19 protein-coding genes, 1 tRNA gene and 1 pseudogene are annotated in these 15,395 nt (G+C 74.1%); 4 read left to right on the top strand and 17 right to left on the bottom strand.

The features are described from left to right. Nucleotides 1-108: 108 nt before the first annotated feature. The 8 genes from gcvH to ABZS77_RS22045 form a co-directional block, all read right to left on the bottom strand. Entirely contained in the window at nucleotides 109-489 is a 381-nt protein-coding gene (gene gcvH, locus ABZS77_RS22010; protein ID WP_139582086.1) for a glycine cleavage system protein GcvH, read from the bottom strand. Between the two features lie 59 nt (nucleotides 490-548). Beyond that, nucleotides 549-1,538 (bottom strand): DUF881 domain-containing protein, encoded by a 990-nt coding sequence (locus ABZS77_RS22015; protein ID WP_354825718.1) that lies wholly within the window; start codon nucleotides 1,536-1,538, stop codon nucleotides 549-551. An 11-nt stretch (nucleotides 1,539-1,549) separates the two neighbouring features. Next, complete coding sequence (locus ABZS77_RS22020) at nucleotides 1,550-1,882, bottom strand: small basic family protein (protein ID WP_007460356.1); 333 nt, start codon at nucleotides 1,880-1,882, stop codon at nucleotides 1,550-1,552. Then, nucleotides 1,879-2,823 carry a DUF881 domain-containing protein gene (locus ABZS77_RS22025; RefSeq protein WP_354825722.1) on the bottom strand — a complete coding sequence of 315 codons (945 nt, stop codon included), beginning with the start codon at nucleotides 2,821-2,823 and terminating at the stop codon, nucleotides 1,879-1,881. Before ABZS77_RS22025 ends, ABZS77_RS22020 begins: the two co-directional genes overlap by 4 nt. Then, nucleotides 2,820-3,452, bottom strand: a complete 633-nt coding sequence (locus tag ABZS77_RS22030) for a CDP-alcohol phosphatidyltransferase family protein (protein ID WP_354825724.1) — start codon at nucleotides 3,450-3,452, stop codon at nucleotides 2,820-2,822. Before ABZS77_RS22030 ends, ABZS77_RS22025 begins: the two co-directional genes overlap by 4 nt. 286 nt (nucleotides 3,453-3,738) lie before the next feature. Continuing rightward, nucleotides 3,739-4,203 carry a MarR family transcriptional regulator gene (locus ABZS77_RS22035; protein ID WP_354825726.1) on the bottom strand — a complete coding sequence of 155 codons (465 nt, stop codon included), beginning with the start codon at nucleotides 4,201-4,203 and terminating at the stop codon, nucleotides 3,739-3,741. A gap of 56 nt (nucleotides 4,204-4,259) precedes the next feature. Beyond that, nucleotides 4,260-5,438: a PP2C family protein-serine/threonine phosphatase gene (locus ABZS77_RS22040; protein ID WP_354825729.1), complete on the bottom strand. Its 1,179-nt coding sequence runs from the start codon at nucleotides 5,436-5,438 to the stop codon at nucleotides 4,260-4,262. Between the two features lie 67 nt (nucleotides 5,439-5,505). Further along, nucleotides 5,506-6,252, bottom strand: a complete 747-nt coding sequence (locus ABZS77_RS22045; RefSeq protein ID WP_354825731.1) for an SAM-dependent methyltransferase — start codon at nucleotides 6,250-6,252, stop codon at nucleotides 5,506-5,508. 114 nt (nucleotides 6,253-6,366) lie between these two features. Between ABZS77_RS22045 and ABZS77_RS22050 the strand changes: the two genes are divergently transcribed. The 3 genes from ABZS77_RS22050 (at nucleotide 6,367) to ABZS77_RS22060 (ending at nucleotide 8,002) form a co-directional block, all read left to right on the top strand. Next, nucleotides 6,367-7,248, top strand: coding sequence for a universal stress protein (locus tag ABZS77_RS22050; RefSeq protein ID WP_354825733.1), 882 nt, complete (start codon nucleotides 6,367-6,369; stop codon nucleotides 7,246-7,248). Nucleotides 7,249-7,316: 68 nt separating this feature from the next. After that, nucleotides 7,317-7,529 (top strand): hypothetical protein, encoded by a 213-nt coding sequence (locus tag ABZS77_RS22055; RefSeq protein WP_007460364.1) that lies wholly within the window; start codon nucleotides 7,317-7,319, stop codon nucleotides 7,527-7,529. Further along, entirely contained in the window at nucleotides 7,526-8,002 is a 477-nt protein-coding gene (locus tag ABZS77_RS22060; RefSeq protein ID WP_354825736.1) for a hypothetical protein, read from the top strand. The genes ABZS77_RS22055 and ABZS77_RS22060 overlap by 4 nt, the downstream gene beginning before the upstream one ends. Here the strand turns inward: ABZS77_RS22060 and ABZS77_RS22065 are convergent. Next, nucleotides 7,999-8,250 carry a hypothetical protein gene (locus ABZS77_RS22065; RefSeq protein WP_354825739.1) on the bottom strand — a complete coding sequence of 84 codons (252 nt, stop codon included), beginning with the start codon at nucleotides 8,248-8,250 and terminating at the stop codon, nucleotides 7,999-8,001. The genes ABZS77_RS22060 and ABZS77_RS22065 overlap by 4 nt on opposite strands. Before the next feature lie 87 nt (nucleotides 8,251-8,337). Between ABZS77_RS22065 and ABZS77_RS22070 the strand changes: the two genes are divergently transcribed. Then, nucleotides 8,338-8,988 (top strand): hypothetical protein, encoded by a 651-nt coding sequence (locus tag ABZS77_RS22070; RefSeq protein WP_354825742.1) that lies wholly within the window; start codon nucleotides 8,338-8,340, stop codon nucleotides 8,986-8,988. A gap of 3 nt (nucleotides 8,989-8,991) precedes the next feature. On the opposite strand, the gene ABZS77_RS22075 is transcribed toward ABZS77_RS22070, so the two are convergent. From ABZS77_RS22075 to ABZS77_RS22110, 8 genes and pseudogenes are all read right to left on the bottom strand, one after another. After that, nucleotides 8,992-9,177 (bottom strand): hypothetical protein, encoded by a 186-nt coding sequence (locus ABZS77_RS22075; RefSeq protein WP_354825773.1) that lies wholly within the window; start codon nucleotides 9,175-9,177, stop codon nucleotides 8,992-8,994. Nucleotides 9,178-9,250: 73 nt separating this feature from the next. After that, complete coding sequence (locus ABZS77_RS22080) at nucleotides 9,251-10,528, bottom strand: hemolysin family protein (protein WP_354825745.1); 1,278 nt, start codon at nucleotides 10,526-10,528, stop codon at nucleotides 9,251-9,253. Nucleotides 10,529-10,607: 79 nt separating this feature from the next. Continuing rightward, nucleotides 10,608-10,805, bottom strand: coding sequence for a hypothetical protein (locus ABZS77_RS22085; RefSeq protein WP_354825748.1), 198 nt, complete (start codon nucleotides 10,803-10,805; stop codon nucleotides 10,608-10,610). A gap of 69 nt (nucleotides 10,806-10,874) precedes the next feature. Continuing rightward, a complete protein-coding gene (gene selB, locus ABZS77_RS22090) occupies nucleotides 10,875-12,629 on the bottom strand; it encodes a selenocysteine-specific translation elongation factor (protein ID WP_354825751.1) in 1,755 nt (584 codons plus the stop codon). A gap of 2 nt (nucleotides 12,630-12,631) precedes the next feature. Next, a complete protein-coding gene (gene selA / locus ABZS77_RS22095) occupies nucleotides 12,632-13,939 on the bottom strand; it encodes an L-seryl-tRNA(Sec) selenium transferase (RefSeq protein ID WP_354825753.1) in 1,308 nt (435 codons plus the stop codon). 22 nt (nucleotides 13,940-13,961) lie between these two features. Next, nucleotides 13,962-14,057: transfer RNA gene (locus tag ABZS77_RS22100), tRNA-Sec, on the bottom strand. Nucleotides 14,058-14,070: 13 nt separating this feature from the next. After that, nucleotides 14,071-15,246, bottom strand: coding sequence for an NrfD/PsrC family molybdoenzyme membrane anchor subunit (nrfD, locus tag ABZS77_RS22105; RefSeq protein WP_354825756.1), 1,176 nt, complete (start codon nucleotides 15,244-15,246; stop codon nucleotides 14,071-14,073). Further along, nucleotides 15,243-15,395: pseudogene (locus ABZS77_RS22110) on the bottom strand (4Fe-4S ferredoxin); the annotation flags it as partial. The pseudogene ABZS77_RS22110 and the gene nrfD, both read right to left, overlap by 4 nt.

The following is a 15,395-nucleotide window of genomic DNA, read 5'->3' on the forward strand; positions in this document are numbered from 1 at the left end:
CGCAACGCTCAACTATTGGGTTCTCGGTCGACTGGGCGAGCCTAGCCAGCGCCGAAATGCAGGGCAACCGGACGCGCGCAGACATCACACGCACCGGATCAAGCACACTCAGCCTTCGGTGATCTTCTGGTACGCAGCCGCCGTCAGCAACCCGTCCGTCGCCGTCGGATCATTCGGAGTGATCTCCACCAGCCAACCCGCACCGTACGGATCAGTGTTGATCAGCTCAGGCGTGTCACCCAACGCCTCATTACGCGCCGCCACCGTACCGGCAACCGGCGCGTAGATCTCCGACACGCTCTTGGTCGACTCGATCTCACCCAACGAGTCACCAGCCGCGACCACCGCACCCGCCTCGGGCAACTGCACGTACACGATGTCGCCCAACGCGTCCTGCGCGAAGTGCGTGATGCCGACCCGAACCGAACCGGTGCCGTCACCCGCCACCCACTCATGCTCGGCGGTGTATCGCAGATCCTCGGGAATCACCAGACGCGTCCTTCATCCATCGTGCCCCGGACCACCCGGGTCCGGCGCGGCCGCGCCGGTCAGGAGACCGGACGGGCGTGTTCCAACTTGATCGGCGCGTGCAGCGCCGAAACCTCGGCAACCTCACGCTCCCCAAACGTCACGTTACCGCCGTCACCCCGGACCGACGCCACCACCCCACCAGGAATGTTCAACGCCGTACGCATCGTCGCCGGGTCACCGATCACCGTGATCATGAACGGACCCGCCAACCGGCGCCCGTCCACCACCAACGACCCGTTCTCCCCGTCGAGGAAGAACGTCGACGCGATGATCCGCACCGTCGCCCGATCACCACCGGAGATCTGCATCGCCTCCGCGCCCGCGCCCCGCAACTCCTGCACCGCGTCCAACACCTGGTCCGCCGAGACCGGCTTGCCACCACTGGAGAACTGCACGGTCAGACCGGGCCCCACCGCCGGCAACGTCCCCGCCAGGATGCCCAGCTCGTCCGCCCGCCGCGTCGCCTCGTCCAACGCCGCCTGACGACCCTGCTCACCCGAGGCCAACTGCCGTTGACTGTCCTCCAACGCCCGGATGTCCTGCTGCAGGCGACTCTCCCGCGCATCCAGATCCGACAGGATCCGCACCAGGTCCTCCTGACGCGTCGCCCCCAACGTCGGATCCGTCGACGTCGTCTTCAACTGCACCACCAGCGTGAAACCCAACAACGCCAGCAGGGCCACGATCATCACACCCGCCGTACTCAGCCGGGACCTACCCGCCGGCGGCGCCGGCTCCACCACCGGCGGCGCCTGCTCGACCGGCCGCGCAGCCGACGCCTCCGACTCCGCCGACCGCGACACCCCGCCCAGGTCGACGGTCGCACCATCGTCGGCCGGCGCCGGCTCGTCCACCGACGGCACCGGCTCGTGCGGCGCCAGCGGACTCAACTCGTCCGGATCCGGCGCATCCGGCCGCGGATCCGGCTCACCCGCCGGACCACCCGGACGCACCGGCCCCGCCGGCTGCGGCCAGCCCGTCCCCGTCTCGGTCTGCTCGTCGCTCATCGCATCCAAACCTACGCCCGGAACAGGTGCCGACGGATCGCCGCCACGTTGCCGAAGATACGCACACCGAGCACGACCACCACACCAGTGGACAACTGCCCGCCCACACCCAACTGGTCACCCAGATACACGATCAGACCAGCCACCAGCACGTTCGAAATGAACGACACCACGAACTGCTTGTCATCGAAGATCCGGTCCAGCTTGGCCCGCACCCCACCGAACACCGCGTCCAACGCGGCCACCACCGCGATCGGCAGGTACGGCTGCAACGCCGCCGGCACCGTGGGATCAAGCCACACACCGAGCACCACACCGGCGAGCAACGCCAGCACCGCGATCATCGGCCACCTCCGGAGGGGCTAACGGTCGCCGGAGAACCGGACGACCCGGGACTGCCGGACCGGCCACCCGACACGGAAGGGCTCGGGCTGACCGACGGCTTGGCGTAGCGTAGCTGCGGCTCCGGCGCCGCCGGCAGGGTGAGGTCGTCGGCCTTGCGCACACCGAACGACAGACCCGTCTTCTGCGCGACCTCCCGCATCAGCGCCGCGTTACGACTGTCGTCGAACTTGCGCCGCATCGACGACGGACCGATCGCCGACACCTCGTACGGACCGGTCACCGGCCGGAAGTCCACGAGCATCGCCTCACCCGCCGACCGGATCGTCGACGTCGCGGTCAACCGCTGCCCGTTGATGGCGATCGCCTCCGCGCCGGCACTCCACAACGCGTTCGCCACGCCCTGCAGGTCGCTGTACAGCACCCGAGGCGGGCCCGCGCCGGCGCCGGTGACCGCGTCCGCCTTGTCCGGCGCGTCCGCCAACCGCACCACCACACCGTCACCGCGCACCCGACCCAGCCCGGTGCTCGCCTCCAGGTCCCGCAGGCGGGCCGCCGCCGAGCCACTCAACGCCGCGTCCCGCTGCCGACCGACCTCCTCGCGCAGCTCGTCCGCCCGCGTGGACAACCGGTCGGTCTGACTCTCGCGCTCCTTGATCTGCGCCACCAGGCCCGACCTCGCCTGGCTGCGCCCGGGCTCGTCCGCCATCGTCTGCCGGTACGCGACCGCGAACAGGAAGCCCAGCATCACCACCACGACCAGGCTGACCGAGCGGACCGACACGGCCCGCCAGCCCTTGGCGGGCGGCGGCGACGCCGCACCACGACGGGCGGCCGCCGCGTCGGCGTACCCGGGATCCAACGGATTGCGGAACAACTCGGTGAGGAAGTCCGGCGCGTACACCCGGTCCTGCCGACCGCCCCCGGGCCGCGGCGCGCTCATGCGGCCGCTCGCGGGCCGCGCGCCGCGCGCACCAGCCGGGCCGCCTGCACCACGTACATGCCGCCGGCCACCCAGTAGAGCACCAGCCCCCACCAGGCCAGGCCCCAGCCGATCGCGGCGGTCGCCGTCGCCGCCGCGCTCCACTCGGTGGCCAACAGCAGCACCGGGAACGCCGCGAGCAGCAGGAACGTGGCGGTCTTGCCGACGTAGTGCACGGGTGGCGGGCCGTAGCCGTAGCGGCGCAGCACCGCCAGCGAGCCGAGCAGCAGCACCTCCCGGGCCAGCAGCGCCGCGGTGAACTGCCACGGCACCACCTCCCGGACGGTGAAGGCGACGAGCGTGGCGAGGATGTAGAGCCGGTCGGCGAGGGGGTCGAGCAGTTCACCGAGGCGGCTCACCTGACGCAGCCGCCGGGCGATCCAGCCGTCGACCCAGTCCGTGGTGCCGCCGATGGCCAGGACGACGACCGCCGCCACGTCCGCGCGGGCCACCAGGAACAGGTAGAGGAAGAGAGGTACGCCCAGCAGCCGCCCGAAGCTGATCAGGTTGGGCAGGGTGAGCACCTGGTCGCCGGGAGTCTGGTCGCCGGTGTCTCGCGGGTGCTCTGCCCGAGCCGGCCGAGGCGACACCGAACCTCCTTCGCGGCACGCTCCGATCCACCCGGGCGGACGCGGAGGTCGTACGCGCTGTCGGGCCGGCCACCGCCGGCTCCCCCTGCGGCCCCGGACGGGGCCCTCTTCCCTGACGCGGCCCGCGATCTCGATGATCACGGGCCGGCTCAGTGCGCTGCCACTATATCGGGCTCCCCCTGGCCTGCCCGGCCCCGCCGCTTGCCGGTTGGTGCGGCTGTGCCGCACTGTGGCGTGGATCACCACGCGTAGAGCGTCCTAGGATACTAGTGGAAGGGGTGGCCGTTCAGGCCGTCTGCACCGCCGGATCGGACTGCTGCTCCGGCACCGACTGGGTCGCCGCCCGACCGAACGCGAGCAACGCCGCCAACACCTCGTGCTGGGTCCGCGCCGGCATCCGGTCCAGGACCGCCTGCACCGCCCGCTGCCGCCGCTCGGCCAACTCCCGCAGCAGTGTCTGCGCCGCCGCCGTCGGCACCAGACGCACCTCCCGCCGGTCCCGGGGATCGGCCACCCGACGCAGCAGACCCGTCGCCTCCAGTCGGTCACAGAGCCGACTGGCCGAGGACGGCCCCACGTCCAGCAGCTCCGCCAGGCGGTTGACGTTGGTCTCCGACCGGCCGCTGATCAACATCAGCACCCGCAGCTGCGTCGGCGGCACCTGATGACGCGCGGCCGCCGATTCGAGCACGGCGACCATCGTCTCGGCGGCCGCGGCGATCGCCGCGGCGAGATCCCCAGGTCGCTCCACCCGATGTCCCCTGCCGTCGTCGCGCTGGTGCCCGCCCGACGAATCGGCGGCGATCCTCACCCGCCGTTCCGCTCGCGCGGACCGTGCCAGTCCAGGCAGACCACGACTGCGTCGTCGCGCAGATCGGAGTCCGCGTGGTAGGCGTGCAGTTCGCGCATCACCGTACCAACCGCTTCGGTCGGCGGCTGCAAGCGTGTGGCGCGCAGGGAACGCGCCATCGCCCGCTGCCCGTACGGCTCCTGCCCCGGCGGCTCGGCCGCCCACACCCCGTCGCTGACCACGAACACGCGATCCCCCGGCTCGAGCTGAAACTCCTGCAGCTCGTAGCGGGTCTCGGCGAACATGCCCAGCGGCATCTGCTGCTCCACCTTCACCGGGTCGACCACCGCGCCACGCACCCGCAGCAGGTGCGGCGACCCCGCGTCGACCACCCGTACCCGCCCGGTGCGGGTGTCCACCTCCAGCAGCAGGGTGGCCACGTACCGGCGCCCCCGGTGCTGGTAGAAGACGGTGTCCGAGGCCAGCTCCGCCTGCTCCACCAGACCACCGCCGGACCGGCGCGCGTTGCGCATCGCGTTCACCGTGACCGCGGTCAGCATCGACGCGGCCAGACCGCTGCCCTCGCCGTTGAGCACCGTCAGGGTGAGCCGGTCACCGTCGAGCGACCAGTCGAAGTGGTCACCGCCCACCGTGTACGCCGGTTCGAGTTGGCCGGCCAGATGGAACGCGCGGTGCGACACGCTGCGCCCGGGCAGCAGATCCCACTGCATCTCGGCAGCCATGCTGAGCCGTTCGCGGCGACGGGCCCGGCGGTACCGGTCGGTCACCCGGTCCGCCGCCCGCATCGCCACCGCGAGGGCGCCGGCGATGTCGGTGGCCAGCCCGGTGAGGGCCGGCCCCGGCGCGGACGACAGCTCGATGAGCAGCACGCCGAGCCGCTCCCCCCACGCGGTCAGCGGCAGGTACAGCCGGCACGGGCCCTCGTCGGTGAGGTCGTGCACCGGTTGCTGGCTGCTGAAGCAGCGCTGCGCCACGGTGTGACAGGCGAGGAACCCGGCCGCCGGCAGGTCCGGATCCAGCACCGGCCAGAGGCCGCTGATCCGATAGTCGGCCACGAACACGTCCGTGCGTACGGCGCCCAGCGCCGAACGGATCGCGCCGTCCGCCGCCTCCGCCAGCTGGTCGGGCGGAGCCTCACGCAGCGCGCGCGACACCACGTCCGGCCCGTCCACCATGCGTCCTCCAGAAACTTGCTACAGGGCAAGCATCATACGGTCGCCCCCGGACAGCCCGTCGCCGCGGTCAGTCGTCGCCACGGACCGCCAGCGCACCGTAGAACGCGTCGGGCACCTCGGCCGGCGCGCCGTCCGGACGCCAACGGCTGACCGGTACGACCCCGTCCGCCGTCGGCGCCCACCGGCCCAGCAGCGGGGCGAACGCGGCCGGCGGACGCATCCGGAACGTCGGCCCCATCATCGCCAGCGCCTGCGGATGGGCTGCCAGCTCCTCGGTGTCGAAGTCCACGGCGAGCAGGCTGCCCGGCGCCGCCGCCGCGTACAACTCGTCGAAGGTGTGCCGCACCGTGTCGTCGTCGAGGAACGCGGCGAGCCCGAGGAACACCACCCCGACCGGTCGCCGCCCCCACCCCGGAACGAACCGGTGCAGCTGAGCCGGGTCTATCGTGCCGATGTCGGTGGCGTCGCCGAACCCGTAGCCGGCCCGGTCACTGCCGGCCAGGATGCGCTGACCGAGCCGGATGGTGACCGGGTCGACGTCGGTGTAGAGAACGGTCGCCTCGGGGGCCACCTCGTGCACGTTGCCCATCGTGGGCACTCCGGCGCCGAAGACCAGGAAACCGTCCACACCCTGCGCGGCGATCGCCCGCACCGCCCGACCGAGGAACGCCCGCAGCTCCCGGAAGATCAGCGCGCACGGCCCGTACGCCTGCTCGAAGGCCGTCGCGGCGGCCACGTCCACCGGGAGGTGGTCGGCGCCGCCGAGCCAGTAGTCGATCATGCGTGCGGTGCTCGGCTGATCCGGTTCGCCCATCGACGACGCTCCCTCTTCGTCCGGTGCTCGCCAGCGTACCGACCGGCAGGCGCGGCGGTATGGCTGCGCCGCGCCCCGCCCGGGCGCGATAGTGGGACGGGCGGGAGGTGGCCGGTGAACTCGGCGAACAGCGCGGCGGTGGTGGTCGGAGTGGACGGCTCCGAGCCGTCCCTGCGCGCGGTGCGCCTCGCCGCCGCCGAGGCCGTGCGCCGGCGTCGGCCGCTGCGCGTGGTGCACGGGTTCATCTGGCCGCTGCTGCACGTGCCGGACTCCCCCGCGCCGGGCGCCCCACCCGGCGGCGGGCTGCGCCACCAGGCCGAGGAACTCGTCGCCGCCGCCGTGACCGAGGCCGAGGCGACCGCGCCCGGGCTCACCATCTCCGGCGAGATCATCGACGGCGAGGCCTCGGCCGTGCTGGTCGGCGAATCCCCCACCGCCGCGCTCATCGTGCTGGGCGACCGGGGACTGGGCGGCTTCGCCGCGCTGGTGCTCGGCTCGGTGGCGGTCCAGGTCGCCGCGTACGCCGACTGCCCGGTGCTGGTGGCCCGCGGCGAGCAACGGCCCGACGAGCCGGTCGTGGTCGGGATGGACGGCTCGGCGGCCGCCGGTCTGGCCGCCGAGTTCGCCGCCGACACCGCCGAGGCGCGCGGCGTGCCGCTGCGGGCCGTGCGCGCCTACCGGCATCCGGGCAGCAGCGGCCCCGGCGACATGCAACCCCTGGTGTACGACGAGACGCGGCTGCACGACGAGCAGGAACGCGAGCTGGCCGACTCCCTGGACGGGCTGGCCGAGCGACACCCCGGTCTGCGGGTGACCGGGCGGGCGGTGCACGGCCGCGCCGGAGCGGTGCTCGCCGAGGCGTCCCGCACCGCCCAACTGTTGGTGGTAGGCGGGCAGGGGCGCGGCGAGGTGAGCGGGTTGCTGCTGGGGTCGGTGAGCCAGTCCGTGCTGCACCACGCGCGGTGCCCCGTCGCCGTGGTGCGCGGCCCTCGATGAGCCCGGGGTTGGCCCGCCGCCAGACGGGTAGACGGCCGCGGTACGCCAACGGACGAAGGAGGCGGCACATGCCAGGACCACGGCCGGGCAGCAACGCGTACGACAAGCAGCGGGCACGGATGCGCAACGCGATCGACGACTCCGGACGACGGGTACCCGACGGCAAGGCCAACCAGGTCGCCAACCGGATCCTGCAGGAGGATCGCGGCCAGCGGGGCGTGGTGCGGGGTGAGCGCACGTACGGCCCCAAGAGCGAGCGCGAACCGGGCGATCCGAAGTGAGGCGGGTGGACCTGGCCGACGGCGCCATCGCGGGCGCCGTCGGCAGCACCGCGCTGAACGTGGTCAGCTATCTCGACATGGCGCTGCGGGCCCGCCCGGAGAGTGACGTCCCGGGCGAGACGATCGATCGACTGGCCGGTATCGCGCACGTGAGCCTGGGGTCCGGGGCCCGGGCGGCCAACCGCCGCTCGGGCCTCGGCCCGTTGATCGGCTACGGACTGGGCATCGCCGCCGGCGTCGCGTTCGCCCTCTGGGCCGGTGGCCGGCGGCAGCCGCTGCCGATGGCCACCGGGGTCCTCGGCGCCGGTGTGATGACCATGACCGACGGGTCCATCACCGCGCTGGGCATCAGCGATCCGCGCACGTGGCGGCGCTCCGACTGGCTCTCCGACATCATTCCGCACCTGGCGTACGGGCTGACGGCCGCCGCCACCTGGAACAGGTTGCGGCGGCCGTCGGATCGAGGTCGTTAGGCCCGGGTGTCGCTGTCGTCCTCGGCCACCGGCTCGCCGGCCGGGCCGTACGGCGACACCTGCCCCTTGGGCACCGGCCGGCCGGCGTCCCCGCGCGACGAGCCGCGGTTGCGCGGATGCCCGGTCGGCTGGGGCCCCTTGCTGTCCTGGCTGGTGGCGCCCTTGGCGTTACGCCGGAACTCCTCCTGCTGCGGGTTGACCACGAGTGTCTCCCTCCGGGTGCGGCGGGCGGCGTCGGCCGCCTCCACGGCGGCATACCCGTCCGGTCCGGCGGCATTCCGGTCCCGCTGCCCGCCGGGAGGGCTAGGCGCCCGCCGGCCGGGTACCCGCAGGGGGTGGGCGACGATCGGAACGTGGTGCGGGTCCTGCTGGACCGCCGTGGCGACACGTACGCGGAGGAGGCCGGCATCCGGCTCTCCGACAAACCCGGTCCCCTGTACCAGCTGTTGGTGCTCGCCACCCTGCTGAGCACCCGGATCCGGGCGTGCGTGGCGGTGGACGCCGCGCGGGAGTTGTTCGCCGCGGGCTACCGCACGCCGCAGGCGATGGAGGCGGCCAGCTGGCAGCAGCGGGTCGACGCGCTGGGTCGCGGACACTACCGCCGCTACGACGAGCGCACGGCGACGATGCTCGGCACCGGCGCCCGACTGTGCCTGGACCGCTGGCACGGTGACCTGCGGCGGCTGCACCGTGAAGCCCAGGGTGACCCGGCCGGGCTGCGCCGGCTGCTCACCGAGTTCCCCGGCATCGGCCCCACCGGCGCGGACATCTACCTGCGCGAGGCGCAGACGGTCTGGTCCGACGTGCGCCCGTACGCCGATCGTCGGGCCCTGGCCGGGGCGAAGAGGCTGGGCCTGCCGGGATCACCGGGCGGGTTGGCCGGGCTGGTCGACGAGCCGGACTTCGGCCGGCTGGCCTCGGCGCTGGTGCGGGTGGCGCTCGGCGAGGAGTCCGCCGGTGAGGTCACCCGCGTGGCGGCCCGCTGAGGCTCACTTGACCGTCTTGTCGCCCGGCCGGGTGAGGTGCCACACCAGCAGCGCGGCGAGCAGCGCCAGCACCACGACCCCGCCGGAGATGCCGCCGCCCTCCTCGGGGCTGCGGCCGGTGCTGCCGAAGTAGATCACCGCGAGGCCGGCGAGCACCGTGACGAACGTACGCAACCCTCGGTCCTTCACGTACCGCACGGTAGGCGAACACCGACCGGTGTGCGCCCTTTACGTCTTTTATCCCCCGGTTGGGGGATGAGGGTCAGCGTTCGCTCGAGAACCCGCGCAGCCGTACCCGCCGCACCGTCCGGTCGGCCACCTCCACCACCTCCAGCGTGAGTCCGGGCAGGCGCACCGTCTCCCCCGGCTCGCTAGGCAGGTGTCGTAGCCGCGCCAGGACCAGACCGGCGACCGTGGTGTACTCCCGCGACAGCGGAAAACTCAGCCGTACGCCCAGGTCGGGCAGGTCGTGCAGCGGGAAGTCACCGGGCACCAGCAGCGACCCGTCCGGCTCCCGGGTCACGTCGTGCACGTCCCGGTCGGTCTCGTCGTACAGCTCGCCGACCACCTCGGCCAGCAGATCCTCCATCGTCACCAAGCCGTCGATGCCCCCGTGCTCGTCGACCACGAGCGCCAGTTGCTGGTGCTCCTGGCGCAGCTGCCGCAACGCGTCGGCGACCGGCAGGGTGACCGGCAGCAGCAGCGGCGCCCGCCCGCACTGCCCGACCGTGCCGCCACCGGCGCGCACCAGGTCCCGGATGTGCACGACGCCCGTCACCTCGTCCAGGCCGCCGGGGCCGGTGACCGGCGCGCGCGAACGCCCGGCCGAGGCCAGCCGACGGACACCCTCGTCGGCGCCCAGGTCGGCCCGCAGGGCGGTCACCTCCCGCCGGGGCACCAGGATCTCGCGCAGCGTCCGGCCGGCGATGTCGAAGGCGCCGGTCAGGATCTCCCGCTGCTGCGCCGACAGGCCGCGCTGGCTGACCAGCATCTCGCGCAGCTCGTCCTCGGTCATCTCCTCCCGGTTGGCGCGCGGGTCGCCGCCGGCCAGCCGCACCACGACGTCGGTGGCGCGGCTGAGCAGCCACACCGCGGGTCGGGACAACCGGGCGAGCAGGTCCAGCGGGCCGGCGCTGAGCAGAGCCCACCGCTCCGCCCGCTGCATCGCCAGCCGCTTCGGCGCCAACTCCCCGAACACCAGCGTGACGAACGTCAGCAGCACCGTCACCACCAGCACCGCGGCGGGACGCGCCGCCGCGCCCAGGAAACCCAGCGGGCCGACCAGCGGCCCGGCCAGCGACACCGCGGCCGCCGCCGACGCGAGAAAACCGGCCAGCGTGATGCCGAGCTGGATGGTGGCGAGGTAGCGGTTCGGGTCGCGGGACAGCCGTACCAGCCGGTCACCGGACCGGGACCGTCGACCCAACCGCCGCAACTGCCCCTCGCGCAGCGTCACCAGTGCCATCTCGCTGCCGGAGAGCGCGGCGTTGACCAGCACCAGGACGGCCACGAGTGCCAGCTGCCCGAGCTGACCGCCCATCGTGCACCCCCGTCCGCCCGCCTGAGGTCACTCAACCGCAGCCGAGCCGGCCGTGGCGCGGTTTCCCGCCCTCCGAGGCTCAGTCGACCTCCAGGTCGTCGAGCGAGATGGAGTGGGTCATCAGCCAGCGGGCCAGCGCCGCCATGCCGAACAGCCACAGCGGCACCGACTCGGTGGTGCCGTTCGTGGCGTAGATGGCGAACCGCAGATCCGGCGCGCGGTACGCCTCGATCCGCCACTGGTGCTGCCGGTCCCGCCAGACCGCCGAAGGGTCCATGGCGTCACGGTAGGTGACCATCGTCGGCCCGGGGGCCGGTTGGCCGGCACGACCGTCCGGCCGCGTCGGTCAGGTGACGACGATCCGCGCGTCGTCGGGCAGGCGGCGGGTCGCGCCGCGACGGTCCAGCAGTTCCAGCAGCGGCACCGCCACCCGCCGGGTGGTGTCCAGCGCCTGCCGGGCCGCGGAGAGCGTGAACGGCTGCGGCAACCCGGCCAGCACCCGTACCGCGTCGTCGAGCGCGTCGGGCAGCAGCACGACCGTGTCGGCGAGCCGCAGCAGGGCGCCGGCGCGTACGGCTGCCCCGATCTCGCGGGGGCCCAGACCGAGGTCGACGAGACGGTCCGCCTCCGGGGCGCGGAACGGCCGCTCGGCGTACTCGGCGCGGACCCGCTGCACGGCCAGCGCGACCGGTTCGGGCAGCGCGTCGGCGCCGGCGGCCGCCACCCGGCCGGCGTGCACCCGCAGCGGCGGGCGGACCAGCGCCTCGACCAGCACCCGGTCGGGCAGGGCGAGGCGTTGCCGCAGCGCGTCCACCGGCATGCCCGGCTCCAGCGGGTGCTCCCGGGCGTGGCGGGCGACCTCCTCGGTCAACCGGTCGCCGAGGCGCCGCCAGTGCTCCGGGTCGGCCAGCCAGTCACCGACCACCGGTGCGACAGTCACCGGCACACCCATCCGGATCATCGTGTCGGCGCGGACCAGCCGACGGCGGCGCAGTTCGCCGGCCAGGTCGGGACGACCGTCCAGGTCGGCCAGGACCTGGGCGCGGGCGGCGGCGGCACCCCGACGGGACAGCGGTGGCGGCGCGACATCCAACACCCGGACCCCGCCTGCCACGTGGTGCCGCCCCGGGTCGCGCAGCAGCGCCCGGTCGCCGACGAGCAGCGGCAGGGCGCGGGCCAACCGCAGCCGGACGGTGTCCGGGCCGAGCGGCCGCACCCGCACCGGCACCGCCGCCGACCCGACGTGCAGGGTGAGCGTGGCCGGCAGATCGGCCGCCGGGTCGCCGGTGAGCCGGACGTCGACGAGGTCGGTGCGGTGGAAGCGGCCCGGGGTGAGCAGCGCGTCGCCGCGGCCGAGCCGGTCGCGGGGCGTACCGCGCAGATTGACCGCCACGCGGCCGACGCCCGTTGCCTCGGAGCGTGCCTGGCCGAGGGAGTGCAGGCCCCGGACCCGGACCGGCTCGTCGGCGCCGGCCACCTCCAGCTCGTCGCCGACCCGCAACCGTCCGGCGCCGAGGGTGCCGGTGACCACCGTGCCGCTGCCCCGGACGGTGAAGCTGCGGTCCACCCAGAGGCGGACCGGTCCGTCCACGGTGGGCGCGGGCAGCCGGGCGGCGAACCGGTCCAGGGCGGCCCGCAGCTCCGGCAGGCCGGCGCCGGTCACGCCACTGACCGCCACCGCGTCCACCGCGCCCAGGCTGGTCGCGGCGATCTCGGCGCGGGCGCGCGCCGTCGCCGGCCCCGGATCGGCCAGGTCCGCGCGGGTCACCGCCAGCAGGCCGTACCCGACACCGAGTGCGTCGAGCGCGGCCAGGTGCTCGGCGGACTGCGGCATCCACCCCTCGTCGGCGGCGACGACGATCAGCGCCGCCGGCACCGGGCCGACCCCGGCGAGCATGTTCGGCACGAAACGCTCATGCCCGGGTACGTCGACGAAGGCGACGGTGACCCCGGAGGGCATCGTCGTCCAGGCGAAACCCAGGTCGATCGTCATGCCCCGGCGGCGTTCCTCGGCCCACCTGTCGGGTTCCATCCCGGTCAACGCCCGGACCAGGGTCGACTTGCCGTGGTCGACGTGCCCGGCGGTGGCGACGACGAACATGCTCAGTCGTCCCCGTCGGGGACGCGCAGCACCGCCGCTCGGACCGCCTCGTCGGCGTCGGCGGGTACGCAGCGCAGGTCGAGCAGGAGCCGGCCCCGCACCACCCGACCCAGCACCGGCTGATCTCCGGTGCGCAGCGGCGTCGCGTACCGCTCGGGCAGGCTCAGCGCCCACGAGTCCAACTCGACACCCGGAGCGCCACCGCCGCCGACCACAGCTACCGCCGGCACCACCTCGGCCTTGCGGCCGTCGACACCGAGCCGGTCCCGCAGCCGTTCCACCCGCTGGCGCAGGACGCCCGGGTCGGCGTGCAGCGCGACGCGGGTCGGCGTGTCCGGGTGGTGCAGGGTGGCCGCCAACGCGGCGAGGGTGAGCTTGTCCACGCGTACCGCCCGGGCCAGCGGATGGCGGCGCAGCCCATCGACCAGGTCGGCGGCACCGAGCAGCAGACCGGCCTGCGGCCCACCGAGCAGCTTGTCGCCGCTGGCGGTGACCAGCGCGGCACCGTCGCGCAGGGTGCTGGCGGCGTCCGGCTCGTCGGGCAGCAGCGGATCGGCGCGCAGCAGTCCGGAGCCGATGTCGGCGACCACGGGCACACCGAGGGTGGCCAGCTGCCGCACTCCGGCGGCCGAGGTGAACCCGGTGATCTGGAAGTTCGACGGGTGCACCTTGAGCACGAAGCCGGTCCGCGGACCGATCGCGGCGGCGTAGTCGGCGAGGGTGGTGCGGTTGGTGGTGCCGACCTCCCGCAGTCGCGCGCCGGTGCTCTCCAGCAGGTCGGGCAGCCGGAAACCGTCGCCGATCTCGACCAGCTCACCCCGGCTGACCACGATCTCCCGGCCGGCGGCCAGCCCGGTCGCGGCCAGCACCAGGGCGGCCGCGCCGTTGTTGACCACGTGCACGGCCTCGGCGTCGGGCACGGCGGCGGCGAGCGCGTCGAGGGCGTCCCGGCCGCGGCGGGCCCGCCGGCCGGTGCCCAGGTCCAGTTCCACGTCGGTGTGCCCGGCTGCGGCGACCACCGCGGCGATCGCCTGCGCTGACAGTGGCGCGCGGCCCAGGTTGGTGTGCAGCACGACGCCTGTGGCGTTGAGGACCGGGCGAGGGCCGGACGGCGGCAACGCGGCGACTGCGGCGTCCCGGACGGACTCGGGGTCGATCTCGCCGTGCCGGGCCCGCTCCTGCGCCCGCGCGACGACAGCCTTCACCCGGTCCCGGCCGAGCGTGGCGGTGGCTGCGGCCAGCCGGGGGTCGGCGAGCAGCGTGTCGGTGCGGGGTACCCGACGTCGCGGGTCCACCGGACCGTCGCCCATCACGTCATCTCCTGATGCGGGTTGGCGGAGACGGACGGGAATCGAACCCGCCTGGCCCGGGTCCCGGACCACACCGGTTTTGAAGACCGGGAGGGGCACCAGCCGCCTGAACGCCTCCACCGGCCATTCGATCACACTGCGGGCGGCCCCGCCGGTTCAGGTGGAAGATCCATGCTGCCGCGCCGGGCGTCGAGGCGCTCGCGCTGCGGCACCACCGTGTACCGCGGGTCCTTCGCGGAGGCGACACCGCCGTAGAAGATGCCGAACCGGGTGGCGACCGAGGCGGCCAGCAGAGCCGAGCCGGACAGCGCGGCGACCAGCCGGCTGCGTCGTCCGAGCACGGCGCCGGCCACCCCGGCGGCGGTCAACAGCCGACCGGCGCGCAGCAACCGACCGGGCCGGCCCAGCCGGTAGGGCTCGCTGAGCAGGCCGAGGCGGGTCTCCACCCGGTGCGCGCCGTACAGCTCCAGGGCCGCGCCCGCCACCGCCATCCGCCGTGCCGGGCCGGTCTGTGACGGCGGCGCGGCGAGCAGACCCACGCCGGCGCCGCTGGCCAGCGCGCTGCCCGCGAAGATGACAGGCAACTCGGGGTGCGCCTCGTGCCACGACGGCACGGCCGTGTCGGCGAGCAGCACCCCGGTGTACGTGGCGAGCGCGGGCGCGGTGCCGGCGGCGAGCAGCCCGGCGACGTGCCCGACCGGCGGCAACGCCCGACGGGCCAGTCCCAGGACCCCGTGGCGGGGCAGCACACCGGCGACCTCGGCGATCGCGGCGACACCGGCGGCCGGCCCGTACGCGCTGAGGATCCAGGTGCCCATCGACATCGGCGAGGTCGGCTTGGCCACCCGGAGCATGTGGTGAAAGCGGGCCGGCCGGCCCAGGTCCCGGATCAGGAAGACCGTGCTGGCGCTGACGGCGGCGAGCGCGGTGGCCCGTCCGGCGCGGCGCAGCGCGGGTCGTCCGCTGAGCTGCCCACCGGCGGCCAGCAGCGATGAACCGGCCGCCAGACCACCGGTGAACAGGTACGCGGCGATGTCCCACTTCCACACCGGCGCCTTGAGGATGGGCCGGCCGTAGTACGACGTGAACTCGGCCTCCGGCACCCGCAGCTCCTCGCCGCCGCCGCGTCCGCCGCGCCGTCGGCCGGCGCGCCCCCTCTCCCCCCGCGTGGACAGGTCCGCTCTCGCGCCCGCCGGTCCGCCGTGGACCGTCGCCCCCGGGACACCACCGGCGCTGTCGTCCTCGGCGGTCAACCGGTCGCGGAAGCGGCGGAACAGCTCACCGACCTCCCGGCGGTGCGGACTCACGAGGAGCCTCCGACGACGAACGCGGCGACGGTGGCCGCCGCCATGGCGAGAGCCGCGAGGCCTGCGCGTTTCCACATCGCCGGCAGGTCACGGGTGGTCACGACCGGATCAGGCGGCAACCCGTACACCTCAGGCTCGTCCAACAACAG

Origin of the sequence: Micromonospora sp. NPDC005298, from assembly GCF_040607375.1 — a bacterium.
Taxonomy (GTDB): domain Bacteria; phylum Actinomycetota; class Actinomycetes; order Mycobacteriales; family Micromonosporaceae; genus Micromonospora.